General features: G+C 64.6%; 24 protein-coding genes. 19 read left to right on the forward strand and 5 right to left on the reverse strand.

All coding sequences use genetic code 11. The features are described 5' to 3' along the window. The first annotated feature begins 142 nt into the window (after nt 1–142). The 7 genes from ACA027_RS12210 to adk all read left to right on the forward strand — a co-directional run bounded on the left by ACA027_RS12210 (nt 143) and on the right by adk (nt 5818). A complete protein-coding gene (locus tag ACA027_RS12210; protein WP_370678504.1) occupies nt 143–772 on the forward strand; it encodes a MotA/TolQ/ExbB proton channel family protein in 630 nt (209 codons plus the stop codon). Nucleotides 773–802: 30 nt separating this feature from the next. After that, nucleotides 803–1228, forward strand: coding sequence for an ExbD/TolR family protein (locus ACA027_RS12215; protein WP_370682570.1), 426 nt, complete (start codon nt 803–805; stop codon nt 1226–1228). A gap of 47 nt (nt 1229–1275) precedes the next feature. Further along, complete coding sequence (locus ACA027_RS12220) at nt 1276–2640, forward strand: hypothetical protein (RefSeq protein WP_370678505.1); 1365 nt, start codon at nt 1276–1278, stop codon at nt 2638–2640. Nucleotides 2641–2685: 45 nt separating this feature from the next. After that, a complete protein-coding gene (lpxK, locus tag ACA027_RS12225) occupies nt 2686–3720 on the forward strand; it encodes a tetraacyldisaccharide 4'-kinase (protein WP_370678506.1) in 1035 nt (344 codons plus the stop codon). 67 nt (nt 3721–3787) lie between these two features. Next, a complete protein-coding gene (locus ACA027_RS12230; RefSeq protein WP_066531949.1) occupies nt 3788–3970 on the forward strand; it encodes a Trm112 family protein in 183 nt (60 codons plus the stop codon). 24 nt (nt 3971–3994) lie between these two features. Further along, on the forward strand, nt 3995–4780 hold the full coding sequence (gene kdsB, locus ACA027_RS12235; RefSeq protein WP_370678507.1) for a 3-deoxy-manno-octulosonate cytidylyltransferase: 786 nt from the start codon (nt 3995–3997) through the stop codon (nt 4778–4780). 381 nt (nt 4781–5161) lie between these two features. After that, nucleotides 5162–5818, forward strand: coding sequence for an adenylate kinase (adk, locus tag ACA027_RS12240; RefSeq protein WP_370678508.1), 657 nt, complete (start codon nt 5162–5164; stop codon nt 5816–5818). 179 nt (nt 5819–5997) lie between these two features. Here adk and ACA027_RS12245 read toward each other — a convergent pair whose 3' ends face one another. Then, complete coding sequence (locus tag ACA027_RS12245; protein WP_370678509.1) at nt 5998–6990, reverse strand: asparaginase; 993 nt, start codon at nt 6988–6990, stop codon at nt 5998–6000. A gap of 82 nt (nt 6991–7072) precedes the next feature. Here ACA027_RS12245 and lexA point away from each other — a divergent pair, with 82 nt between their 5' ends. The 8 genes from lexA (at nt 7073) to ACA027_RS12285 (ending at nt 15502) form a co-directional block, all read left to right on the forward strand. Beyond that, on the forward strand, nt 7073–7741 hold the full coding sequence (gene lexA, locus ACA027_RS12250) for a transcriptional repressor LexA (protein ID WP_370678510.1): 669 nt from the start codon (nt 7073–7075) through the stop codon (nt 7739–7741). 416 nt (nt 7742–8157) lie between these two features. After that, nucleotides 8158–8301 (forward strand): hypothetical protein, encoded by a 144-nt coding sequence (locus ACA027_RS12255; RefSeq protein WP_370678511.1) that lies wholly within the window; start codon nt 8158–8160, stop codon nt 8299–8301. 249 nt (nt 8302–8550) lie between these two features. Further along, on the forward strand, nt 8551–9213 hold the full coding sequence (gene pdxH, locus ACA027_RS12260) for a pyridoxamine 5'-phosphate oxidase (RefSeq protein ID WP_370682571.1): 663 nt from the start codon (nt 8551–8553) through the stop codon (nt 9211–9213). Between the two features lie 330 nt (nt 9214–9543). Then, nucleotides 9544–11250 (forward strand): electron transfer flavoprotein-ubiquinone oxidoreductase, encoded by a 1707-nt coding sequence (locus ACA027_RS12265; RefSeq protein ID WP_370678512.1) that lies wholly within the window; start codon nt 9544–9546, stop codon nt 11248–11250. A 379-nt stretch (nt 11251–11629) separates the two neighbouring features. Next, nucleotides 11630–12283, forward strand: coding sequence for a class I SAM-dependent methyltransferase (locus ACA027_RS12270; protein WP_370678513.1), 654 nt, complete (start codon nt 11630–11632; stop codon nt 12281–12283). Between the two features lie 320 nt (nt 12284–12603). Further along, nucleotides 12604–13569, forward strand: a complete 966-nt coding sequence (locus ACA027_RS12275) for an ABC transporter substrate-binding protein (protein WP_370678514.1) — start codon at nt 12604–12606, stop codon at nt 13567–13569. A gap of 126 nt (nt 13570–13695) precedes the next feature. After that, the gene (locus ACA027_RS12280) at nt 13696–14577 is read left to right on the forward strand and encodes an ABC transporter permease (protein ID WP_370678515.1); all 882 of its coding nucleotides are present in this window, start codon (nt 13696–13698) and stop codon (nt 14575–14577) included. Between the two features lie 130 nt (nt 14578–14707). Further along, nucleotides 14708–15502, forward strand: coding sequence for an ABC transporter ATP-binding protein (locus ACA027_RS12285; protein WP_370678516.1), 795 nt, complete (start codon nt 14708–14710; stop codon nt 15500–15502). A gap of 273 nt (nt 15503–15775) precedes the next feature. On the opposite strand, the gene ACA027_RS12290 is transcribed toward ACA027_RS12285, so the two are convergent. Further along, nucleotides 15776–16267, reverse strand: a complete 492-nt coding sequence (locus tag ACA027_RS12290; RefSeq protein WP_370678517.1) for a TIGR02281 family clan AA aspartic protease — start codon at nt 16265–16267, stop codon at nt 15776–15778. After that, complete coding sequence (locus ACA027_RS12295; protein ID WP_370678518.1) at nt 16264–17163, reverse strand: pirin family protein; 900 nt, start codon at nt 17161–17163, stop codon at nt 16264–16266. The genes ACA027_RS12290 and ACA027_RS12295 overlap by 4 nt, the downstream gene beginning before the upstream one ends. A 305-nt stretch (nt 17164–17468) precedes the next feature. On the opposite strand from ACA027_RS12295, the gene ACA027_RS12300 reads away from it, so the two are divergent. Continuing rightward, on the forward strand, nt 17469–18947 hold the full coding sequence (locus tag ACA027_RS12300; protein WP_370678519.1) for an amino acid permease: 1479 nt from the start codon (nt 17469–17471) through the stop codon (nt 18945–18947). A 72-nt stretch (nt 18948–19019) separates the two neighbouring features. On the opposite strand, the gene ACA027_RS12305 is transcribed toward ACA027_RS12300, so the two are convergent. Both ACA027_RS12305 and ACA027_RS12310 read right to left on the reverse strand, forming a co-directional pair. Next, the gene (locus ACA027_RS12305) at nt 19020–20270 is read right to left on the reverse strand and encodes a PLP-dependent transferase (protein WP_370678520.1); all 1251 of its coding nucleotides are present in this window, start codon (nt 20268–20270) and stop codon (nt 19020–19022) included. 191 nt (nt 20271–20461) lie between these two features. Next, nucleotides 20462–20971, reverse strand: a complete 510-nt coding sequence (locus ACA027_RS12310; RefSeq protein ID WP_370678521.1) for a BON domain-containing protein — start codon at nt 20969–20971, stop codon at nt 20462–20464. Between the two features lie 259 nt (nt 20972–21230). Between ACA027_RS12310 and ACA027_RS12315 the strand changes: the two genes are divergently transcribed. From ACA027_RS12315 to ACA027_RS12325, 3 genes are read left to right on the forward strand one after another with little or no spacing between them, the layout of a single operon-like run. Beyond that, nucleotides 21231–22937, forward strand: a complete 1707-nt coding sequence (locus ACA027_RS12315) for a SulP family inorganic anion transporter (RefSeq protein WP_370678522.1) — start codon at nt 21231–21233, stop codon at nt 22935–22937. 31 nt (nt 22938–22968) lie between these two features. Beyond that, nucleotides 22969–23760: a GGDEF domain-containing protein gene (locus tag ACA027_RS12320; RefSeq protein ID WP_370678523.1), complete on the forward strand. Its 792-nt coding sequence runs from the start codon at nt 22969–22971 to the stop codon at nt 23758–23760. Between the two features lie 10 nt (nt 23761–23770). Continuing rightward, a complete protein-coding gene (locus ACA027_RS12325) occupies nt 23771–24625 on the forward strand; it encodes a MinD/ParA family protein (protein WP_370678524.1) in 855 nt (284 codons plus the stop codon). The last annotated feature ends 13 nt before the right edge of the window (nt 24626–24638 follow it).

The raw sequence follows: 24638 nt of genomic DNA on the forward strand, positions 1-24638 counted from the left end.
CAAAGTTATCCACAGAAATTTCTGTGTTATATGCATTTCAAAACAAGGCCGATACATGACAGCGCCCCGTCTGCTGCGCGTAGGACGGCTGCCTACTGCGCCATAATGGGCAGCTGCAGCTTTATTGCGGAGAACAACAACTTTGCTGTCGATCATACAAGCCGCAGGCTGGCCTATTTGGCCTCTGATTGCCTGCTCCATCCTGGCCCTCGCCCTGATCATCGAACGCTTTTTGGCCCTGCGCACCGCCCGCGTTGCGCCGCCGCAGCTGCTGCAGGAAGCCATCTCCGTCAGCCACAAAGGCCTGCCCGGCGAGCAAACCGTGGCCCAGCTGGCGCAAAACAGCGCCCTGGGTGAAGTGCTGGCCAGCGGCCTGCAAGTGCTGCGCCACAACCCACATGCCAGCCACGAAGATGTGCAGGCCCAAATGGAAAACACCGGCCGCGCCGTGGCCCACCGCCTGGAGCAATACCTGGGCGCACTGGCCACCATCGCCTCGGCCGCGCCGCTGCTGGGCCTGCTGGGCACGGTCATCGGCATGATCGAAATCTTCGGCTCCCAATCTGGCGGCGGCGCCGTGGGAGGCGGCAATCCGGCACAGCTGGCACATGGCATCTCGATTGCCCTGTACAACACCGCCTTCGGCCTGATCGTGGCCATTCCCACGCTGATCTTCTGGCGCTACTTTCGCGCCCGGGTGGACAGCTATCTGCTGGGCCTGGAGCTGGCGGCCGAGCAGTTCGCCCGCCATCTGGCGCGGCTGCGCGGCTGAAGCTCCGCCAGCGAAGAGCGCCCCATGGCCATGAACTTCCGCTCCCGCCGCACCGAAGCGCCGGAGATCAATCTGATCCCCTTCATCGATGTGCTGCTGGTGGTCCTGATCTTTTTGATGCTGTCCACCACCTACAGCCGCTTTACCGAGCTGCAGCTGACCCTGCCCACGGCCGATGTACAGCAGCAGCGCGACCGCCCACGTGAGGTGCTGATTGCCGTCACCGCCGAAGGCAATTACGTCATCGGCAAGCAAGCCTTGGCCGACCGCAGCGTGAACGCCGTGGCCGCCGGCCTGCGCGATGCCGCCAAGGCTGGCAGCGACAGCGTGGTCATCATCAATGCCGACGCCGCAGCCCCCCACCAGGCCGTGGTGACCGTGATGGAGGCCGCCCGCCATGCCGGCCTGTCGCAGATCACCTTTGCCACCCAGTCCTCGGCAGGCCGGGGCCAGTAAATCCGCACCGGCAGCGTGCGCCTCGCGCGCTGCCCACCGAAACGCGCATGAAGCACCGCCTCTGGCCCACCTTGCTGCTGGCCTGGCTGATCACGCCGGCCTGGAGCCAGCCTGCCACAGCGCAGGACGGCGCCATCACCGCCTGCGTCCCGGATGCACAACACCCGGTGGTCGCAGAGCCCTATAACGGCTATCCCCACATAGGCTACAAGGGTGCGCTCGAGCGCGATTCCGCCTGGTTTGCCGCGGTGCGCAGCGTGCCGCAGCCCGATGGCACACAGCGCTATGTTTTCCGCCATGCCCGGGCCGCGCAGCGGGTGGCATACGAGTCGATTGAAACCCTCTCCCTGGGCGGCAAGGCCATAGGCTTTGCGGCTTACCGCCAGGGCTGTGGCGAATTGTTCGATGCAGGTGGCAGCTCCCTCGGTGTGCCAGCCTTTGCCTCCATCGCTGACGCATACACCGCGAGCGACATCCCGCACAGCGTACTGCTCAAACGCACACTGGCCATCGCCAATCCCAGCGGTGCAGAAACCGCCTTCTCCTATCTGCGCTTTACCCGGGGCAAGCTGGTGGCCAGCTCGCCCCACCAATACCACGGCAGCTACAGCCTGGCACCCATCCCCTCGGCCAATACCGAGTTGCACGCCACCAACAAGCTTGTGATTTCCATCCATCCCACGGGCGGCGTGGGCCTGCTGGATTTGGCCAGCCTGCACGAAGTACTGGCTCCGCACTGGCAGGGCGTAGGTCAGATCACCGACTTCGTGCGCAGCAGCCAGGGCGAGCCCACATCATTGCCCAGCTATCTACTCGCCCGGGATGACAACGGCCTGCAGCTGCACACCCTGGATGGCCAGCCTCTTGCGCTGCCGCGCTTTGACCGCATCGGCTTTATCCACGGCTGGTATCCCCAGGAAAGCAGCCAGCCGCCCTCCGCCAGCGACCCCTTGGTGATCCAGACCCAGGAGCTGGATGACCAAGGCCGGCCAGGCCCTTGCCGTCTGTACAACGAAGCGCTGCAGCCGCTGCTGGAGGCGGCCGTGCCCGCCCGCTACTGCCTGCGCCAGCCGGAGCGCGGTCGCCCCTATTTCGCCTACGCCATCGATGGCCAAACCCAGGTCTACCGCAAGCAGTTGAAGGGGCCGCTGCTGGCACTGGAACGCAGCGCCAGCGACATCGCCGGCGAGCTGGTCTATGTCCTGGACAGCGGCGCCCTACTGCTGCAAACACCGACGCAACCACCCTACAGCCTGGTCACGCCGCAAGGGGCCGATATGCCCGAGCGCAGCTTTGACAGCGTCCAAGACCTGGGCTGCGGCTTTGTCGTGGTCCGCCGGGGCGAGCAGCGCTGGATGCTGAACCCCGACGGCAGCCTGTCTTCCGGCATGCGCTATCCCTTCAGTTGTTGAGCGCAGCGCTCGCATCCTGATAGCGGACTTATGATCAGCGCCCACATGTCTTCCCCCCACTCCCGCCCCGCCCCCCAAGCCACTGGTCTGCGTGCCCTGTGGCGCCAGCGCGGCCTGGGCGCCTGGCTGCTGTGGCCGCTGTCCCAGCTCTATGGCGTGCTGCAGGGCTGGAATGCGCGGCGCATGCGGCGCGGCCAGCAAAGTGCGGGCATTCCCGTCATCGTCGTGGGCAATGTGATTGCCGGCGGCGCGGGCAAGACCCCCGTGACCCAGGCCGTGGCCGCCCACCTGAAAGCCCAGGGCTGGCAGCCGGGCATTGTTTCGCGCGGCTATGGTCGCCAGACCACGGACTGCCGCGAGGCCTTGCCAGACAGCCCCGCCCACGAGGTGGGCGACGAGCCCGCCCTGCTGGCGCGCAGCACCGGTGTGCCGGTGTTTGTGGCCGCCCGGCGCATGGAAGCCGTGCGTGCCCTGCGCCAGCGCTACCCCGATGTGGACATCATCGTCAGCGACGACGGCCTGCAACACCTGGCCCTGGCCCGTGATGTGGAGCTGTGCGTGTTCAACGACGAGGGCGTGGGCAACGGCTTTTTGCTGCCCGCCGGCCCGCTGCGTGAGCCCTGGCCGCGCCCGGTGACAGCCACGCTGTATGCAGGCCAGCCGCCCCACCCCCTGGGCAGCGCCCCGGCTTTTGCCCTCCAGCGCCAGCTGGCCCCCGTGGCCCACAATGGCCTGGGCGAAGCCTGCCCGCTGACCGCCCTTGCCCACCAGCCGGCGGAGGCCGTGGCCGCTGTGGCCAGGCCCGAGGCGTTTTTTGCCATGTTGAACGCCTGCGGCATTACCACCGCCGCCACCCAGGCCTTGCCGGATCACTATGATTTCGAGAGCTTCTCACGCAAACTGGGAAAGCTCCAGCCGCTGATTTGCACCGAAAAAGACGCCATCAAACTCTGGCGCAACCACCCCGAGGCCTGGGCCGTGCCGCTGCAGCTTTCGCTGCCCCAGGCCTTCTGGGATTTGCTGGATACCGAATTGCGCCGCTTTCGCGCCCGCGCTGCCCATCCGGGCCAGCCAGGCTGACTATCATTGACCCCCATTGATTGCGCCAGCCCCAGGCTGCCGCCCCTCACTTTTGCAGGAACACCCCATGGATCCCAAACTGCTTGAACTGCTGGTCTGCCCCGTCACCAAGGGCCCGCTGCGCTATGACGCCGAACGCAAGGAACTGGTCTCGCGCAGCGCCCGCCTGGCCTACCCCGTGCGCGACGGCATCCCCGTGCTGCTGGAAAACGAAGCCCGCACCCTGAGCGACGAAGAACTGGAAGCCTGAATCCCCCTGGAAAGCCTTGCCGCCATGTCTGCTGCCGTTCCCTTTACCGTACTGATCCCCGCGCGCCTGGCTTCCAGCCGCCTGCCCAATAAGCCGCTGGCCGATATTGCCGGCCTGCCCATGGTGGTGCGTGTGGCCCGCCAGGCCGCATTGAGTGCTGCCAGCCGCGTGGTGGTGGCCGCCGACAGCGCCGCCATTGCCCAGGCCTGCGCCCAACATGGTGTGCAGGCCGTGCTCACCCGCGAAGACCATCCCAGCGGCAGCGATCGCCTGGCCGAAGCCTGCGAACAGCTGGGACTGCAGGGCGACGACATCGTGGTCAACGTACAAGGCGATGAGCCCCTCATCGATCCGGCATTGATCGACGCCGTGGCCCAGCTGCTGCAGGCCCGCCCCCAGGCCAGCATGTCCACCTCTGCCCATCCCATTGCCAGCCTGGCCGACTACCAGAACCCCAATGTGGTGAAAGTGGTGTGCAACGCCCTGGGCCTGGCGCATTACTTCAGCCGCGCCCCCATTCCCCACCACCGCGACCACAACGGCAGCGCCTGGTGGGACGCCGCTCCAGCGGCGCAGACCGGCTTTGGGCCGCTGCGCCACATCGGAATTTACGCATACCGCGCGGGGTTTCTGCGCCAGTTTCCGCAGCTCACGCCCGCCCCCACGGAGCAGGTCGAAGCCCTGGAGCAGCTGCGCGCCCTGTGGCATGGCCACCAGATTGCCGTGCATGTGACACAGAACGCGCCCGGCGCCGGCGTGGACACGCCCGAAGATCTGGAGCGCGTGCGTGCGCTGCTGGCCCGTCACTGAATAGACACAATCCGTAAAAAGAGAGCAGTTTGCACGCATGTTTCCTGCACTTCGCAGCAAAAGCATGCGCAAAGGCAGAGCACACCAGTGACTGCCGCTCACTTTTTCACAAAGCGCGCCACGGCATTCTTGTAGAAGACTGCTTTGCACTCTTGCACAAGACCTGCCGCACGCACCGCTGGCCGGCCTGACACAAGCCTGTCGCCACTCCCTTTGCACCGCCCGCGCCATGCAAGATATGCAGCCCATGCATGTAAGCGGCTGTCAGGTGCATGCGTGCTATCCTTGCCCGCGAAAAAACACTGCCGGTCTGCCTCCTGCCCCAACGTAGGGCGTGAACGCGCGGACTGAGGCCCGATATCACCCATCTCGAGGAATTCCATGAAACTGATTTTGTTGGGCGCACCCGGCGCCGGCAAAGGCACGCAAGCTGCTTTCATCTGCCAGAAGTACGGCATTCCGCAGATCTCCACCGGAGACATGCTGCGCGCCGCCGTCAAGGCCGGAACCCCCCTGGGCCTGCAAGCCAAGGCCGTGATGGATGCCGGCCAGCTGGTCAGCGATGAGCTGATCATCAACCTGGTCAAGGACCGCATCACCCAGAGCGACTGCGCCCAGGGTTTTCTGTTCGACGGCTTCCCTCGCACCATTCCCCAGGCCGAAGCCATGAAGGCCGCCGGCGTGAAGCTGGACTATGTGCTGGAAATCGATGTGCCGTTTGACGCCATCATCGAGCGCATGAGCGGCCGCCGCAGCCACCCCGCTTCGGGCCGCACCTACCACGTCAAGTTCAACCCACCCAAGGTGGAAGGCAAGGACGATGTCACCGGTGAAGAGCTGGTGCAGCGCGAAGACGACAAGGAAGAAACCGTCAAAAAGCGCCTGGATGTCTACAGCAACCAGACCCGCCCCCTGGTGGACTACTACAGCAACTGGGCCAAGGCCGACGCCGCTGCTGCCCCCAAGTACCGCGCCATCAGCGGCACCGGCAGCGTGGAAGAAATCACCCAGCGCGCGCTGAGCGCTCTGGCATCCTGATCGCAGCTGCTGCACAGCAAAAGGCCGGTGGTGACACCGGCCTTTTTTATGGACAAATCCAAGGAAAACGCAGCACCTGACTGCACAGGCAGCTCACTTTTTAGCTCTGCCTAGCGGCCCGACGCCTTCCCCTTTTGGGGAAAGGTTGAGATGGAGGCGCCCCAGCCTCCGCCGCCACACTATCTATCCGTTCGGGGCCAACCCATCAGCTCCAGCATCAGGCTGATGCGCGCCTTCACCGCAGGCAGTGCGCTCACGCGGCTGTCATCGGCACCCTGGGCCTGGACGATGCGGCCCTGGGCGCAGCGCGTGGTGCAGCGCACAGCCAGGCCATGCGCCTGGGCATGGTCCAGCGCGGCATCCAGGGCTTTGTGGGTGGTGCCGTTGCCGGTGCCCGCCACCACCAGCCCGCGCACGCCGGCCGCGCACAAGGCCTGCACCTGGGCCAGGGCCGCGGCGGCGCTGCTGCCCGCATGGCTGAGCAGCACCTCCACCTGCGGCCAAGACTCGGCCTCCGGCAAGGCCGTAGCCGGGGGCTGCGGTGCGGACTGGACCTGGACCGCCGCCATGCTGGCTGCCGCCCAGCGCACCCGCCCCTCTTCCACCCAGCCCAGCGGGCCGGCTTCGCCGCCGTCGAATGCATCCACCCGGTAGGGGTGGACCTTGCACACCTGGCGGGCGCTGAACACCCGCCCCGCAGCCACGACCAACACGCCCCGCCCCTGTGCAGCCGCATCGGTCGCACAGGCCACGGCATCGCGCAGATTGCCCGGGCCGTCGGCGGAAATGGCAGTGGCCGGGCGCATGGCGCAGGTCAGCACCACGGGCTTGGCAGGCGCCAGCACGCATTGCAAAAACCAGGCCGTTTCTTCCAGCGTGTCCGTGCCGTGGGTGATGACGATGGCCGCCACATCATCGCGCGCCAGCAGCTGGGCACAGCGCCGGGCCAGCAGCAGCCAGGTGGCGTGATCCATATCCTTGCTGTCCAGCTGGGCCAGTTGCTCGGCCTGCAGCGCGGCACCCGCCAGCTGCTGCAAATCGGGCACGGCCTGCAGCAGCTCGGCCACGCCCAACTGGGCGGGGCGATAGCCCACGCCGGTACCGGCATGCTCGGCCAAGCCCGCAATCGTGCCCCCCGTCCCCAGGATGACGATGTTTTTGCCACATTCCACTTGCAGTCCTTTCCAAACTGGTCAAAAATACAGGTACTGGATGAACACACAGTATTCATCTTTGATCGATCAAGGAATGCCCATGGACCACCCCAAGCTCACCCCCCGGCAACAGCAGATTCTGGACCTGATCCAGTCTGCCATTGCCCGCACCGGCGCCCCGCCCACCCGGGCCGAGATCGCCAACACCCTGGGTTTCAAATCCGCCAATGCTTCGGAAGAGCACCTCAAGGCCCTGGCCCGCAAGGGCGTGATCGAGCTGGTCAGCGGTACCTCGCGCGGCATTCGCCTGTGCGCCGAGACGGTGCGCAGCATCAATGCCGCACGCGGCAACAGCTTTGCCCTGCCGCTGTCCGCCATGCAGCCGCTGCAGCTGCCCCTGGTGGGCCGGGTGGCGGCGGGCTCGCCCATTCTGGCGCAAGAACATATCGACCAAACCTATGCCGTCGAGGCCAGCATGTTTGCCCACAAGCCCGACTACCTGCTCAAGGTGCGCGGCATGTCCATGCGCGACGCCGGCATCCTGGACGGCGACCTGCTGGCCGTGCAGTCCACCCACGAGGCCCGCAACGGCCAGATCGTGGTGGCCCGCCTGGGCGATGACGTCACCGTCAAACGCCTGCGCCGCGCGGGCCAGCGCATCGAGCTGCTGCCCGAAAACCCCGACTACCCCATCATCCATGTGCATCCGGAAGAGCCTTTTGCCATTGAAGGCCTGGCCGTGGGCCTGATCCGCAACACGCTGATGTAACGCGCCCAGCGCCACAGGCCGCCGGCTCAGCCCGAGCCCCGGCAGCCTCCCCACCAGCGCTACGGCGCTGCCTGCCACCGCACCGGCACCTGCCTCGCGCATGCCCCGGTCGGGCTTTGCTCACCTTTTTTCCGCTCCGCATCAGGTTTTCATGGCCTGAGGGAGTTTCTACGCCCGCGACAGAAAGCGAGTCCTCCATGCGCCTGTTCACCACATCCCGCACCCTTGCCGGCTTTGCCACCTCGGCACCACGGTCGGCAGCGCTGTCGACAGCCTCTTCCCTGCGCCAGCCACGGGCTCGCCGCACTACAGCGCGGCACGGCGCCTCCCGCGCAGGCACAGCGCCAAGCGCCGGCAGACTTGCCAGCCATGCAAGCACCCCGACCGCCCCGCTTGCTGGCGCACAACTGCCTGCCATGGCCGCCAACGACAGCAGCTATGACGCCGTGACCCTGGACGACAAGGTGCGCATTCTGCGCAGCGACGCCAACGACCACGCCCGCATGGTGCTCAGCGGCCGCATGGCCGATGTGTGTGCAGCGCTGGAAAAGATGTCATAACTCCCTGGGTCGCCTACGACGCCATCCCCCAAGGGGGACGACACCGGCACGGCGGGGCGGCCCTTGCGCGGCGTCTCCGAGCTCGGTTGCGCCAGCTTTATGCGTATTGGATCAAACAAAGCTTGAGATGATCTTTGCAGCCCCACCGAGAGCGTGAACACGCTCTGAGACATCATGGGCACCGCTCTTGCCACCCGGTTGCTGATCTGTATGGCCTATATGCCTGGCACGCAGGCGCACAATGGCGGCATGAGCCAGATTTCCACCCACATTGCCGACCTGCGCAAAAGCTACGAGCGCGCAGAACTCCATGAAGCGGCCTCCCAGGCCGATCCGCTGGCGCAGTTCGACCAGTGGATGCAGGAAGCCGTGAATGCCCAAGTGCTGGAGCCCAATGCCATGACCGTGGCCACCGTGGGTGGCGATCTGCGCCCCAGCACCCGCATTGTGCTCATCAAGGGTTATGACGCACGCGGCATCGTCTGGTACACCAATTACGACAGCCGCAAGGGCTCGGAGCTGGCGGGCAACCCGTTTGCGGCGCTGCAGTTTCACTGGGTGGAGCTGGAGCGCGTGGTGCGCATCGAGGGCCGGGTGGAGCGTGTGAGCGACGAGGAAAGCGACAGCTACTACCGCAGCCGGCCACTGGATTCGCGCATAGGCGCCTGGGCCAGCCCGCAAAGCCAGGTGATTTCCGGACGCGGCGTGCTGGTGGCCAATGCCGCCAAATATGGAGCCCAGTTTCTGCTGAACCCGCCACGCCCGCCGCACTGGGGGGGGTTTCGCCTGGTGCCCGACCGCTGGGAATTCTGGCAGGGCCGCAAAAGCCGTTTGCATGACCGCCTGCGCTACCGCGCCGAAGCAGGCACCGATGACAACGTGCGGTGGCTGCGCGAACGTCTGGCACCCTGACCCCTGCCCCCTCCTGACCCCGGCCACTGGCGCATCGCGGATTCGATGTGCGTCAAGGTCGGCCACCGCACCATAGCCGATGATGGGGCATCGCATACGGCGTGATACGGCATAAATGGGCTTCGCAGCACAGCAAGAAAACCAGCGATTGCGTCACCAAGGTGTCAGCAAAACATGTGCAAGCCGTCATATTTCCGGCCTGAGCATGCCTGTGCCGCGCAAGTGATTGGGAGATGCCTTGCTCCCGCATAGAATCAGCCGCAATTTGCGGCGCTGCAGCAGCGGCTACAGCCCCACCGGATTTTCACTATTCATAAGCGAGACACCCCGATGACAAACGAAGAAATCTTGGCCCAGTACGGTCCGCGCGAAGCCATGGAGTACGACGTGGTGGTGGTCGGCGGCGGCCCTGGTGGCCTGGCCACCGCCATCCGCCTCAAGCAACTGGCCGCCGAAAAAGGCCAGGACATCTCCGTGGTGGTGCTGGAAAAAGGCTCCGAGCCCGGCGCGCACACGCTGTCGGGCGCCATCATGGACCCCAAGGCGCTGACCGAGCTGATCCCTGACTGGAAGGAAAAGGGCGCGCCCTTGAACCAGCCCGTCACGGCCGATGCCATGGTGTTCCTGAGCGAAAAAGGCTCGCTGCGCACCCCCAACTTCCTGCTGCCCAAGTGCTTTCACAACGAGGGCAACTACGTGGTGCGCCTGGGCTTTGTCAGCAAGTGGCTGGCCGACCAGGCCGAGGCCCTGGGCGTGGAAATCTTCCCCGGCTTCACCGCCGCCGAAGTGCTGTTCAACGACGACGGCTCCATCAAGGGCGTGGCCACCGGCAATATGGGCGTGGGCAAGGATGGCCAGCCCACCGGTGACTTCCAGCTCGGCATGGAGCTGCACGGCAAGTACACGGTGTTTGCCGAAGGCGCACGCGGCCATCTGGGCAAGCAGCTGATTGCCAGGTTCCAGCTGGATGCGGACAAGGATCCGCAAACCTACGGCCTCGGCATCAAGGAACTGTGGGAAATCGATCCCGCACGCCACCAGCCCGGCGCCGTGCTGCACACCGGCGGCTGGCCCATGGACGCCAAGACCTATGGCGGCGGCTTCCTCTACCACCTGGAAGACAACCTGGTCACCCTGGGCTACGTGGTGGGTCTGGACTATTCCAACCCCTACCTCTCTCCGTTCGAGGAGATGCAGCGCTGGAAGACCCACCCCAATATCCGCTACTACCTGGAAGGCGACGAGGCCAAGGGCATCAAGCCGGCCAAGCGCATCTCCTATGGCGCACGCGCCATCACGGCCGGCGGCATTCTGAGCCTGCCCAAGTTCGTCTTCCCCGGCGGCGCGCTGGTGGGCTGCGATGCGGGCTTCCTCAACGTCAGCCGCATCAAGGGCAGCCACGCCGCCATCAAGACCGGCATGCTGGCCGCCGACGCCATCTATGACGCCGTCACCGCTGGCCGCCAGGGCGATGTACTCGCCGCCTACGAAACCGCTTTTGAAAACAGCTGGCTGTACGACGAGCTGTGGAAGGCTCGCAACTTCAAGACCTGGTTCAAGAAGGGCCTGTCCACCGCCACCATCATGAATGGTCTGGAACAGTTTGTGCTCAAGGGCAACATTCCGTGGACGCTGCACCGCGACAAACCCGACCATGTGTACCTGAAGCCTGCGGCCGAATGCCAGCCCATTGCCTACCCCAAGCCCGATGGCAAGCTGACCTTTGACCGCCTCTCCAGCGTCTTCATCAGCAACACCAACCACGGCGAAGACCAGCCCGCCCACCTGACGCTCAAAGACGCATCCGTGCCCGTGAACGTCAACCTAGCCAAGTACGCAGGCCCCGAGGCCCGCTACTGCCCCGCTGGCGTCTACGAATTCGTGGCCGACGAAGACAAGGGCGGCGATGCCAAACGCTTACAGATCAATGCCCAGAACTGCGTACATTGCAAGACCTGCGACATCAAGGACCCGACACAAAACATCGTCTGGGTGACGCCGGAAGGCGGCGGCGGCCCGAACTACTCGGGCATGTAAAAACCCATAGCGATAGCACTTTGTGCACACCAGGCCTGCTTTGCAGGCCTTTTTTTATAGAAAAGATAAGCACCCCCTGAGCCGCTTCGCGTCTTCCCCCTCTCTATCGCTGCGCGATGGAGGGGAACGGCACCAGCACTTCGGGGCGGCCCTTGTGCGGTGCCCTGGCGTGGAGTGCGCCAGTTTCATACGCCCGAGGGCTTGCACCAAATATTTGCAAGACCACAGAAATCCCCGTGGGCACGGCATGCACATGCCCCGAGGTCGGCACCAGCGCTGCGGGGCGGCCCTTGCGCGGTGCCCTGACATGGGTCGTGCCGGTTTTGAGCGATGTGGGCGATGTGTAGTACAGCCCCAATGCCAATCACGAGGAGACAACATGCAGGACTACTACGCCGCCCGCGCGGGCGAATACGACCAGATCTACCAAAAGCCCGAGCGCCAGGCCGATCTGCGCCAGATGGAAGCCTGGCTGCCTACGGTGCTGGCCGGGCGCTCGGTGCTGGAAATCGCCTGCGGCACCGGCTACTGGACGCAGTTCTATGCCGCCAGCGCCACACAGGTGCTCGGCATAGACAGCGCACGCGAGACGCTGGAGATTGCCCGCACGCGTCTGCCAGCCGAACGCTTCCCCCAGGTACGGCTGCAAACCGGTGACGCCTACCAGCCGCCCGCACAGGATGCCAGCGGTCTGCCTTTCGAGGCGGCCTTCGCCGGCTTCTGGTGGTCGCATATTCCGCTGCAGCGCATTCCCGCTTTTTTGCAGGCGCTGCACGCCGTGCTGCAGCCCGGCGCACGCCTGGTCTTCATGGACAATTTGTACGTGCCCGGCAGCAGCACGCCGATTGCCGAGCACGATGCCGATGGCAATAGCTACCAGCTGCGCACCCTGGCCGATGGATCGACCCACAAGGTGTTGAAGAACTTCCCCAGCCGCGAGCAATTGCTCTCCGCCATGGCCCCCTGGACCCAGCGCTGCCAGCACCATGTCTGGACGCATTTCTGGGCGCTGGAGTGCGAGCTGTATCCGTAAAGCCCCAGGCCGCTGCACGCCCTCGGCATCACGGCCGAAACACCCTCAAAAAACCATAGCTTTATACGCAATATGCACCTGCGTTTGCCGGCGTTTTTACTGTGTTTTCACGGCGAAGGGCGAAACCTAGGTGCAAACCCGGGGAAACGCTTGCAGGAATCTTGCAAGCTGTCAGAAAAGCGTCACAACCCCGTGTTTCGCCGCAGTCCGCAGCCCATGTCCGTGCTTTAGACTTGCCCGCCGAGGAGCTGTCACTGCCCCGCGCTGCCTTCTCCCCGACGAGCAGGTAGACCAACCAACAACAAGCTGGAGATTCATTCATGAAGCAACTGTCCTGGGCACCCTTGGGTGCAATGGCACTGGCCATCGCCGCTATCGCCCCCGCCTATGCGGCCGAAAAGTCCGTGGCCGTGACTGCCATCGTCGAACACCCGGCCCTGGACGCTGTCCGTGACGGCGTGCAGGACGCGCTGAAGAAGGCTGGCTATGAGTCCGGCAAGAATCTGAAGTGGCAATACCAAAGCGCTCAGGGCAACACCGGCACCGCCGCCCAGATTGCCCGCAAGTTTGTGGGTGACAAGCCCGACGCCATCGTGGCCATTGCCACCCCCTCGGCCCAGGCCCTGGTGGCCGCCACCAAGAATGTGCCCGTGGTGTTCTCCGCCGTGACCGACCCCGTGGCGGCCAAGCTGGTGCCCAGCTGGGAGCCCTCCAAGACCAATGTGACCGGCGTGTCCGACCTGCTGGCTCTGGACAAGCAGATGGACCTGGTCAAGCAGGTCGTGCCTGGCGCCAAGCGCATCGGCATGGTCTACAACCCCGGTGAAGCCAACTCGGTGGTGGTGGTCAAGGAACTGCAAAAGCTGCTGCCCACCCTGGGCATGACGCTGGTGGAAGCCGCAGCCCCCCGCTCCGTGGACGTGGGCAGCGCCGCCCGCTCGCTGATCGGCAAGGTGGACGTGATCTATACCAACACCGACAACAACGTGGTCTCGGCCTACGAGTCCCTGGTCAAGGTGGGCCAGGATGCCAAGATCCCGCTGGTGGCGTCGGACACCGACTCCGTCAAGCGCGGCGCCGTGGCCGCCTATGGCATCAACTACCGTGACCTGGGCGAGCAGACCGGCCGCATGGTGGTGCGCATCCTCAAGGGTGAAAAGCCCGGCGACATCAAGCCCGAAGTCAGCACCAAGATGGAGCTGTTCGTGAACCCCGGCGCTGCCGAGAAGCAAGGCGTGAAGCTGAGCGACGCGCTGGTGAAGTCCGCTGCCCAGGTTGTGAAGTAATCCCCCCCCCTTTCCCGAACCGTGTGTTGTCTGCCCTGCGGGGCAGACCCAAGGCAGGCGCCAAGTAGATTTGGCCCTGCCTTTGTTCATTCCCCCATGTGTGGCGCCCGGCGCCTGCCCCCATCCATGTCCCTGTTCTCATTTTTCGGCGCTATCGAAATCGGCCTGATCTTCGCCCTGGTGGCGCTCGGTGTCTTTATTTCGTTTCGCCTGCTGCGCTTTCCCGACCTCACGGTGGACGGCAGCTTCCCCCTGGGTGGCGCGGTCTGCGCCGTGCTGATTGCCGCAGGCGTCAACCCCTGGCTGGCCACGCTGGCCGCCACCGCTGCTGGCGCGGTTGCCGGTCTGGTCACAGGCTGGCTGAATGTGCGCCTGAAGATCATGGACCTGCTGGCCTCCATCCTGATGATGATTGCCCTGTACTCGGTGAACCTGCGCATCATGGGCGGCCCCAACATCCCGCTGATCAACGACCCCACCATCTTCAATATGCTGCAACCCGAGGGCATGGACGACTACATCTTCCGTCCCCTGCTGCTGCTGGTGATCGTGGTGGCCGCCAAGCTGGGCCTGGACTGGTTTTTTGCCACCGAACGCGGTCTGGCCATTCGCGCCACCGGCTCCAATGCCCGCATGGCCCGCGCCCAGGGCGTGAACACCGGCGGCATGATCTTGCTGGGCATGGCCATTTCCAACGCCCTGGTGGGCCTGGCCGGCGCCATGTTTGTGCAGACCCAGGGCGGCTCCGACATTTCCATGGGCATTGGCACCATCGTCATCGGCCTGGCCGCCGTGATCGTGGGCGAATCCATACTACCCTCGCGCAAAATCATCTGGTGCACGCTGGCCGTGGTGGTCGGCGCCATCGTCTACCGCTTCTTCATTGCGGCGGCCCTCAACAGCGACTTCATCGGCCTCAAGGCCCAGGATTTGAACCTGGTGACCGCCGTGCTGGTGACCGTGGCCCTGGTCATTCCCCAGCTCAAGCGCAAGCTGAAAAGAAAGTAACCCCTGAGCGGCTGCCGCTTCCCTCTTGAAGAGGGGCGGCACCCTCGCTGGGCCCTTGCTCGGTGCCCCCCACAAAGGCCCCACCAGATTTCAGTGCAGCGCCTCACTGCCGCTGACCGGAGAACACCCCATGCTGAGCGCTAAAAACCTCGAACTCACCTTCAACCCCGGCACGCCGATTGAAACCCGCGCCCTGCGCGGTCTGTCGCTGGAGATTCCCGACGGCCAGTTCGTCACCGTCATCGGCTCCAATGGGGCCGGAAAGTCCACTTTTTTGAACGCCGTCTCCGGCGACCAGAGCGTGGACAAGGGCAGCATCCACATTGCCGGCGAAGACATGACCCGCCGCCCCGTCTGGGACCGTGCCCACCGCGTGGCCCGCGTGTTTCAAGACCCCATGGCCGGCACCTGTGAAGACCTGACCATCGAAGAAAACATGGCCCTGGCCCAATGTCGGGGAACATCGCGCGGCCTGTCCTCGGCCGTCAAAACCCAGCAGCGCGAGCTTTACCGTGCGCGCCTGGCCACGCTGGGCCTGGGCCTGGAAAACCGCCTCACCGACCGCATCGGCCTGCTCTCGGGCGGCCAGCGCCAGGCCGTGAGCCTGTTGATGGCTGCACTCCAGCCCTCGCGTATTTTGCTGCTTGATGAACACACGGCCGCCCTGGACCCGCGCACCGCCGACTTTGTGCTGCAGCTCACCGCCCGCATCGTGGCCGAGAGCAAACTGACCACCATGATGGTGACCCACAGCATGCGCCAGGCCCTGGACGTGGGCGAGCGCACCGTGATGCTGCACCAGGGCAATGTGGTGCTAGACGTGAGCGGCGAGGAACGCGCGAACATGGACGTGCCCGACCTGCTGCACATGTTCGAGAAAGTGCGTGGCGAAAAACTGGCCGATGACGCCCTGCTGCTGGGATAAGCCCCTCGCTTCTTTCGCACCACCAGGCAGCCTGCGGGCTGCTTTTTTTTTGCGCCTAGCAATCAACGGAAAAACACCGCAAACGCTTGCTATATAAGTACAGAGCGCTATTCTAAAAATAGCATCCCATGCAGCGCGCCCCAGCGCTGCACATGAAACTGGCACAACCCATGCGCGGGACGGCCAGCAAGGGCCTAGACCGTCCGCGCCACCCTGCAGCATGGGCTGCCCCAGCAAAGGCCGCCGTCCCCTCGAAGGAAGGTGCGCAGCGCCTCAGGGGGAGCGAATGACCATCACATCCCCCGCCATGCGCACCTCGAACTGCTTGAGAAAGTTCTGCCCCAGCAAGGCGGACTGCGGCGTGTCGCCGGTGTAGCCCGTGCCCACGGTGAGCCGGCGCACCGTCAGCGGCCCCACGCTCACGGTGTCGGCCCGCACCAGCCGGCCGGGACGCTCGCCATTGGCCGTGGAAAAAGTGGCCTCACGTCCGCCCTGCAATCCGGCCGCCTCGGCCAGGGCATCGGTCACGGCAATGGCCGTGGCGCCGGTGTCCACCAGAAAGCGCACCGGCTGGCCATTGATGCTGCCATCGGCATAGAAATGGCCGTCGCGGTGGCGGGAAAGCTGCAAGCTGCCGTCGGCCTGCACGGTCACGGCGGCGGGCTGCAGCCAGCGGTCCATGGCCAGATACAGTGCCCCCAGCGCCGCCAGCCAGAACAGCGCCATGGCCAGCTGGGTCCGCCACAGGGTGCTGCGCGCGTTCATGGCAGCGCAGGCGCGGGGATGCGCCGGTCTTCCCCGCCCGGCACGCTGCCAAAACGGGGGCTGGCAGCCTCCCAATCGGCGCGGTAGCCGCGAATGGTGGCCAGGTCCGGGCCGACAAAATTCCACCACATGCTCACCGGCTCATTCAGGGGCTGGCCGCCCAGCAGCAGCACGCGGGCGCCGGGCGCAAGCTGCAGCGTCAGCTGCCTGGGCCCGGGCGCCAGATAGGCCAGCTCGTCCATGGAGAAGTCCTCTCCCGCCAGGGTGAAACCGCCCTCCAAGGCCATCAATCCATGCTCGAAGGCGGCATCCAGGGTCAGGGTCAGCGTGGCGGCATTCTTTCCGTCATGGAGCAACTCCAGCCCCAGCAGCGGGGAATGCACGGCCGTGGGCGCCTGGTGGCCGCCGTACTGCCCTGCCATCAGGCTGCAGCGCACGGCGGGGGCTTGTGCATCGCGCCACTGCGGCAGCTCGGGGTAATGGGCAAAGTCCGGTGGACAGTCGGCCACAGCATCCGGCAGCGCAATCCACAGCTGGGCGGCATGCATGCGCTGGCCGGGCTGCACGGAGTCTTCGGTGTGGGAAATGCCATGGCCTGCCGTCATCAGGTTCACCTGGCCGGGGCGTATCACCTGCTCGCTGCCCAGGCTATCACGGTGCAGCAGCTCGCCTTCAATCATCCAGGTAAAGGTCTGCAGCCGGGTGTGCGGATGCGCGCCCACATGCAGGCCCTGCTCGGCCGCAAACTGCACCGGACCGATATGGTCCAGAAAACACCAGGCGCCAATCAGGCGTCGCCCACGGCTGGGCAAGGTGCGCGCCACCATCAGGCCTTCGCCCAGACTGCTGCTGCGCGGGGCGATGCGCTGGATTTGAATTTCGGTGTGCTCGGTCATACAAAACTCCTGGTCACTCACTCTGCAAGGCTATTGCCTCTCAGGTAACTATTAGATATTAGAGCCTGTTTACAGCCTCCTCAGACCCGCATACCTCATGCAGACGCTCCACATTAGAGACGCTTAACCGGATGTAGGGTCATTAACGCCATCGTCACCGACGACGCATTCCATCGCAGACAATCCACGCCAGAACGTTCCCGCCCTGTTTCAAGGCCGCTGCTGCGGCCTTTGTCTTTTGGCGCGGGCAAGAAGTGCCAGGCCCTTGCCTGGCACATTGTTTTTTTGGACGACACATCTGCACCATGGCAGCTGATTCTTCTCTTCCCAGCCAAGGCCCTTCGCTGCAACGCAGCCTGAAGGCCCGCCACATGTCCATGATCGCCATTGGCGGCTCCATTGGCACAGGGCTTTTCGTGGCCTCGGGCGCCACCATTTCGCAGGCCGGCCCTGGCGGCGCGCTGCTGGCCTATATGGTGGTGGGCCTGATGGTCTACTTCCTGATGACCAGCCTGGGCGAAATGGCCTCGCACATGCCGGTCTCCGGCTCTTTCGCCACCTACGGCGCCAAGTATGTGGATGAAGGCTTTGGCTTTGCCCTGGGCTGGAACTATTGGTACAACTGGGCGGTGACGATTGCCGTGGACCTGGTGGCCGCCCAACTGGTGATGGCCTACTGGTTCCCCGATATCAACGGCGTCATGTGGAGCGCGCTGTTCCTGGCGCTGATGTTCGGCCTCAATGCCTTGTCCGCACGCGGCTTTGGCGAGTCGGAATTCTGGTTCGCGGCCATCAAGGTGCTCACGGTGCTGGTCTTCATCGGCGTGGGTCTGCTGATGATTCTGGGCATTTTGCAGGGCGGTGCGCCCGAGGGTGTCTGGGGCAATATCGCCAACTTCACCATTGCCGACGCCCCCTTTGCCGGTGGTTTTGCCGCGCTGATCGGTGTGGCCATGGTGGTGGGCTTTTCCTTTCAGGGCACGGAGCTGATCGGCATTGCCGCTGGCGAATCCGAAGACCCGGCCAAGAACGTGCCGCGCGCCATCCGCAAGGTGTTCTGGCGCATTTTGCTGTTCTATGTCTTCGCCATTTTGATCATTGGCCTGCTGATTCCCTATACCGACCCCAAGCTGCTGAAGAACGAGCTGGGCGACATCAGCGTCAGCCCCTTCACCCTGGTGTTTGAACGCGCCGGCCTGCTGGGCGCTGCAGCGGTGATGAATGCCGTGGTGCTGACCTCGGTGCTGTCGGCTGGTAACTCGGGCATGTATGCCTCCACCCGCATGATGTATGCGCTGGCCAAGCAGGGCATGGCCCCCAAGGTGTTTGCCCGCGTGAATGCGCGCGGCGTACCCATGATGGCGCTGCTGGCCACCACGGCAATTGCCGCCCTGTGCTTTCTGACCAATATCTTCAGCCCCCAGGCGGTGTACATCTGGCTGCTGAATCTCTCGGGCATGTGCGGCTTTGTCGCCTGGCTGGGCATTGCGGTGAGCCACTATCGCTTCCGCAAGGGTTGCGAGGCGCAGAACTTTGACCTGAACCAGCTGCCCTACCGCGCTGCGGCCTTCCCCTTTGGCCCGGTGTTCGCCTTTGTGCTGTGCCTGATCATCACCCTGGGCCAGAACTACGAGAACTTCCTCTCCGACAAGATCGACTGGGTGGGCGCCATCGCCACCTATATCGGACTGCCCCTGTTCCTGCTGATCTGGTTTGGCTACAAGTGGACCAAGGGCACGCGCATCGTGCGCTACGAAGAGATGGACCTGTCGGGCAGCCGCTGACACGTTCACGCCCTCTCCCACCAAACAAAAGCCGGGCAATGCCCGGCTTTTGTTTGGCTGGCTGCGTGAGGCTCAGCCAAAGGCCTTGGTCAGTGCCTGTGCCAGATCGGCGCGCAGGTCTTGAACCTGCTCCAGGCCAATGGCGAAACGCACCACCGTGCCGGCCTTGAGCTGCGTATGCGGCTGGCTGCGCATGCGCTCGATCTCGTAGGGCACGACCAGGCTGATGGGGCCGCCCCAGCTGTAACCCAGCTTGAACAGTTGCAGGCTGTCGCAAAAGCGGTCCACCGCAGTCTGGCTGTGCTGGGGGTCGATCACCACGCTGAACAGGCCGGCCGCCGCGCCCTGGCCCTCATTGGCGGCTCCGCACAAGGCCTGCCAATGCGCATGGCCGGGCGCACCTTCCAATGCCGGGTGCAGCACCTGGACCACGGCAGGCTGCTGCCCCAGCCACTGCGCCAGCGCGCGCGCGGCCACATCATGGGCCCGGTAGCGCAGGCCCACGCTGGGCAGAGAGCGCAGCAGCAGCTCGGCATCGTTGGCGCCAATGCCAATACCCAGGCGCATATGGGTGAGCTTGATGCGCATGTGCAGGCCGGCGTCGCGGGTGATGATGCTGCCCATGAGCACATCGCCGCCGCCGCTAGGGTATTTGGTCAGCGCATGGGCCGTGATGTCCGCCCCCAGGCTGCCGCCGTCGGCCAGCAGGTCAAAGGGCCTGAAGGCCAGGCCCGCGCCCCAGGTGTTGTCCAGCACCGTGGTCACACCGCGCGCGCGGCACAGCTGCACCATGGCGATCAGATCGGGAAACTCCATGCTGACCGAGCCCGGAGCCTCCAGCCACACCAGCTTGGTGGCGGGCGTGATCTTGGCCTGCAGATCGGCCAGGTTCATGGGGTCGTAAAGCGCATGGTCAATGCCCAGGCGCTTCAGCTCGATCTCGGTGAAATCCTTGTTGGGGCCGTAGGCGTTGTCGGGCAGCAGCACCTGATCGCCTGCGTTGAGCAGCGCCAGCGACACCGTGGTCAGGGCCGACAGCCCGCTGGGCACCAGCAGACACTGCAAGCCGCCCTCGAGCGCGCACAGGCGCTCTTCGAGCTGGTAGGTGGTGGGCGTGCCATGCAGACCGTAGGTGTAGCTGCTCTTGTCCAGCCAGCGGCGCTCGCGCATGGCAGCCACATTGGGAAACAACACGCTGGAGCCCTTGTGCACCGGCGGCTGCGGGGAGACAAAGCCGGCCGGTGGCGTATAGGGATGGTGAACCAGTTGGGTGATCAGATCACGCGCCGCGCCCTGTGCGGTATCGGAATGGGATGAGGTCATAGCCCGCCTATCCTAGCCGCAGCCCGGGGGCGACCGCTCGCTCGACCGCCACAGAGGGGACATGGCCGCAGCAGAAACACCACAGGCTGCGAGTGAGGCAGCCTGTGAATAAAGCGGGAGCCTGCGCTCGGCAAGCCCCTACGCGGGGAATGGGGGGAAGAATGGGCTGGAGAGAGCTCGTGGACGCGAACTCAACCGGCCTTGATCGTCAGATCGTTTTGTACGGTGCTCACGCCCTGCACCGCCTTGGCGATTTCACCCGCACGGTCCTTGGCGCCTTGGTTGGGGGCTTCACCACTGAGTGTCACCACCCCGTCCTTGGCGGCCACCTGGATCTTCAGCATCCGGAGCTCCGCATCCTTGAGCAAACCGGCATGGACTGCGGCGGTGATGGCTGCGGCATCCACCACGGAAGCCACTGCGGTGCCGGCCTCCTGGGCTGCATCCTTGATGTCGGCCGCTGCGACCTTGGCGGCATCGGTGGCGCCGGAGGCCGCGTTCAGCGCTGCGGTGGACGCATCCACCGCAGCCGTCTTGGCCTCAGCGGCCGCATTGCCTGCGGCCTGCTCGGTGTTGGCAATCGCCTCGTCCAGTTTCTGACCCGCGGTCTGGCTTTCAGCGGGCTTGTCGCAAGCGGCCAGGCCAAAAGCCAGGGCGGTTACGGCAATGATCTGTGCAATGCGTTGGGTAGGCTTGCTCATGACAGTCTCCTTCTCTTATTGCCAAGAATGAAGCCCTCCGCAAACTGCACGGGCTTCGTGTACGTATTTTCCACAGGCAACTATGCCGAGGGGGCCACACCCCGACCTGTAGGACAACTCCGGATTTCCGTACCGGCGGTGCGCACCCAGGCCTTGCCCGCTTTTTGCCCGGTGCAAATTCTAGAAAAACCATAGCAGCCCAAGCGCATGGAATACGTGCAGGACAGTGATTGCACTGCAAATCACAGACAATGCGGCCATGCCACGTTCGCTTGCTTCCATCTTCCCGTTCCTGGATTGGCCACGCCCCACCCCTCAGTTGCTGCGCGGCGAATTGTGGGCAGGCATGACCGTAGGCCTGATGCTGCTGCCCCAGGGCGTGGCCTATGCAGCGCTGGCAGGCATGCCGCTGATCACGGGTATTTACGCCTCCATCATCCCGGCCCTGGTGGCCGTGCTGTTCAGCGGCTCTCCCCGCCTGGGCGTGGGCCCCACGGCGCTGAGTGCGCTGCTGATTGGCGCTTCCCTGTCGGGCATGGCCGAGCCAGGCTCGGCCCAATGGGTGCAGCTGGCAGCCTGGATGGCGATTCTGGCGGGGCTGCTGCAATGGGGGCTGGGCCTGGTGCGTGCGGGCTGGCTGCTGAATCTGGTGACCTCGCCCGTGCTCACGGGCTTTACCCAGGCGGCTGCGCTGCTGATTCTGGCCTCGCAACTGCCCACGCTGCTAGGGCTGCATTCAAGCTGGACTGCCGTGTGGCATACCCCCTCTTGGCAGCATTTCGATGGGCATTCCATTGCCTATGGCGCGGCCAGCATTGCCTTGCTGTCGCTGGCCAAGCGCTGGCGGCCGGCCTTTCCCTCGGCCATAGTCATCATCGCGCTGACAGGATGCATCAGCTGGGCCACCGGCTTTGCCGATGAAGGCGGCCAGGTGGTGGGCCATTTGCCCAGCGGCATGCCCCATTTCCAGGCACCCGGATGGCTGGAGTGGGAGGCGTTCACCGCCCTGGTCATGCCGGTGCTGGTGATTGCGCTGGTGAGCTTTTTGGAGACCGCCTCCAGCGCCCAGGTGGAGCACCAGCAGGCCGGCACGCGCTGGAATGAAAACCAGGACTTGATCGCCCAAGGGGTGTCCAAGATCAGCGCCGGACTGTTTGGCAGCTTTGCCACCAGCGCCTCTTTTTCACGCTCGGCCGTCAATCTGCTGGCCGGCGCCAAGACGGGTTATGCCAATTTGTTCGCCATTGCCCTGGTCATCGTGGTGGTGCTGTGGTTTATTCCAGCCCTCTACCATGTGCCCCAGTCGGCGCTGGCGGCCATCGTGATCACGGCCGTGGTCAATCTGATCAAGCCCCGCGCCATCCTCTATCTCTTCAAGCTGTCCCGGATCGAAGGCGGCATTGCCGTGGCCACCCTGCTGCTGACCTTGCTGACCGCCCCCCGCATGTACTGGGGCGTGCTGGCCGGCATTGTGCTGAGCCTGGGATATTTCCTCTACCAGCGGCTGCACCCCCGCATCATCGAGGTGGCCCCCCATCCAGATGGCAGTCTGCGCGACCGGCATCTGTGGCAGTTGCCGCCCATCGCCCCCGGCGTGCTGGCCCTGCGCATGGATGCGGCGCTGGACTTTGCCTCCGCCAGCGCCCTGGAGCACCGCATCAGCGACGCCCTGGCCGGGCGCAGCGACATCCGTGTGCTGTATCTGGCAGCGCAACCCGTCAACCGCATCGATGTGACGGGCGTGGAAATGTTCATGCGGCTGCGCCTATCCCTGCAAAAGCAGGGAATTGCCCTGCATATCGGCGGAATGAAACTTCCCGTGGAACGGATACTTTCACGCGCTGGTGCATTGGTGCCCAGCCCCGATTTAGTGCTTTATCGAACCGATGCCCAAGCGCTCTCCACCCTCCAGCACACACCACCGTCGCCAAATTCGCCGGTGCCGCCAGAGCGTGCACGAGACTGATACACTGCAGTCACACTTCTGTACATTTTTCGTGACTGGATTCGAGGCTTCCCCACAAATATCGCTACAGGATTTGCACCTGGAGACAGCTCGCGCCCTGGTAGGCCGAGACCAGCTGCCCGAGCAAGATCCTGGCGATACGGCGCACTACTTGCAAGCGCTGATTGATGGCCTGTGCGAGCTATCACTCAAAGACCCGCTGACAGGGCTGGGCAACCGCCGTCAGCTGTTCAGCCTGATCGACGGCGAGCTGGACCGTGTGGCCCGCTCTGGCGAAGCTGCTCTCCTGCTGATGCTGGACATCGACCACTTCAAACACATCAACGACGCCCACGGCCATGGTGCCGGCGACCTGGTGCTGCAGGCCGTGGCCAAGGTTCTGTCCGACAGCGTGCGCCCCATGGACTCCCTGGTCCGCTTTGGAGGTGAAGAATTCGCCATCATCTTGCCGGCCTGCCACGCCGCTTTCGGCAAATCCGTGGCCGAACGCGTGCGCCGCGCGGTGGAAAGCGTGCGTGTTCGCATCAGTCCCGTGCAAGAGTTGCAAGTAACTGTAAGCATTGGCGGCGCTTTTGCACTGCAATGGATTCGCAGCACCCGCCAGCTGTGGCTGGAGCGCGCCGACCAACAGCTCTACCGCTCCAAGAGCGGCGGCCGCAATTGCGTACATATCGAGGAGCAGCCCGACAGCACCGTGAGCGCAGAGGAAAAAAGCCTGCTCTTTGCCCCCCTCAATGCCATGCCATCCACCTGGGCGGACAGCTCGGAGGGTGCCACAATGCACAGCGCTGCGGATCTACCTACCGCCGGCAACGTCAACTGAAAGCAACAAGATGAGCGACGTGCTGTCCCCTCCTACCCCACCCCGTGCGAGCGCCCAAGCGGTACCCGCACCGGCTGCGCGCGGTCCGCGCGCACACATCATGGCCGTCACCAGTGGCAAAGGTGGCGTAGGCAAGACTTTTGTTTCTGCCAATCTGGCTGCCGCGCTGACCCGCCATGGCCTGCGCGTGCTGGTGCTCGACGCCGACCTGGGCCTGGCCAATCTGGACGTGGTGCTCAACCTCTACCCCAAGGTCACGCTGCATGACGTGTTCACCGGCAAGGCCACGCTCGAAGAGGCCGTGATCACTGCACCCGGCGGCTTCTCGGTGCTGCTGGCGGGCTCCGGCATGGTCGAGTACTCGCGCCTGACGCCGGAAATCCGCAACCAGCTGATGCATGTCATCGACACCATGGCCCCACGCTATGACGTGGTGCTGCTGGACACTGGCGCCGGCATTTCGGATGTGGTGCTGTTTTCCGTGTCGCTGGCCGCCGAAGTGCTGGTCGTGGCCACGCCCGAGCCCACCTCGCTGACCGATGCCTATGCAGCCATCAAGGTGCTGACCACCCAGCAAAAGCGCAACAGCATGCGCCTGGTCATCAACCAGGCCGCACGCCCCGGTGACGGCCGTGCCATCACCGGCCAGCTGCAGCAGGTGCTCAACCGCTTTGTCAGCACCGAGTCCGGCCAGCCCATGCGCCTGATTCACATGGGCGATATTCCCGCCGACAAGGCAGTGCGCGAGTCGGTGATGCGCCGCCAGCTGCTGCTGCACAGCATGCCCGGTAGCCCTGCCGCCCTGGCCGTGGCCCAGCTGGCCAACAAGATCAAGACCATGCTGACGCCGGTGGAGTACGCCTGAACGGCAGCCAAGT

The sequence above is a fragment of the Comamonas sp. GB3 AK4-5 genome (assembly GCF_041320665.1).
In the GTDB taxonomy this organism is placed as follows: Bacteria; Pseudomonadota; Gammaproteobacteria; order Burkholderiales; family Burkholderiaceae_C; genus Comamonas.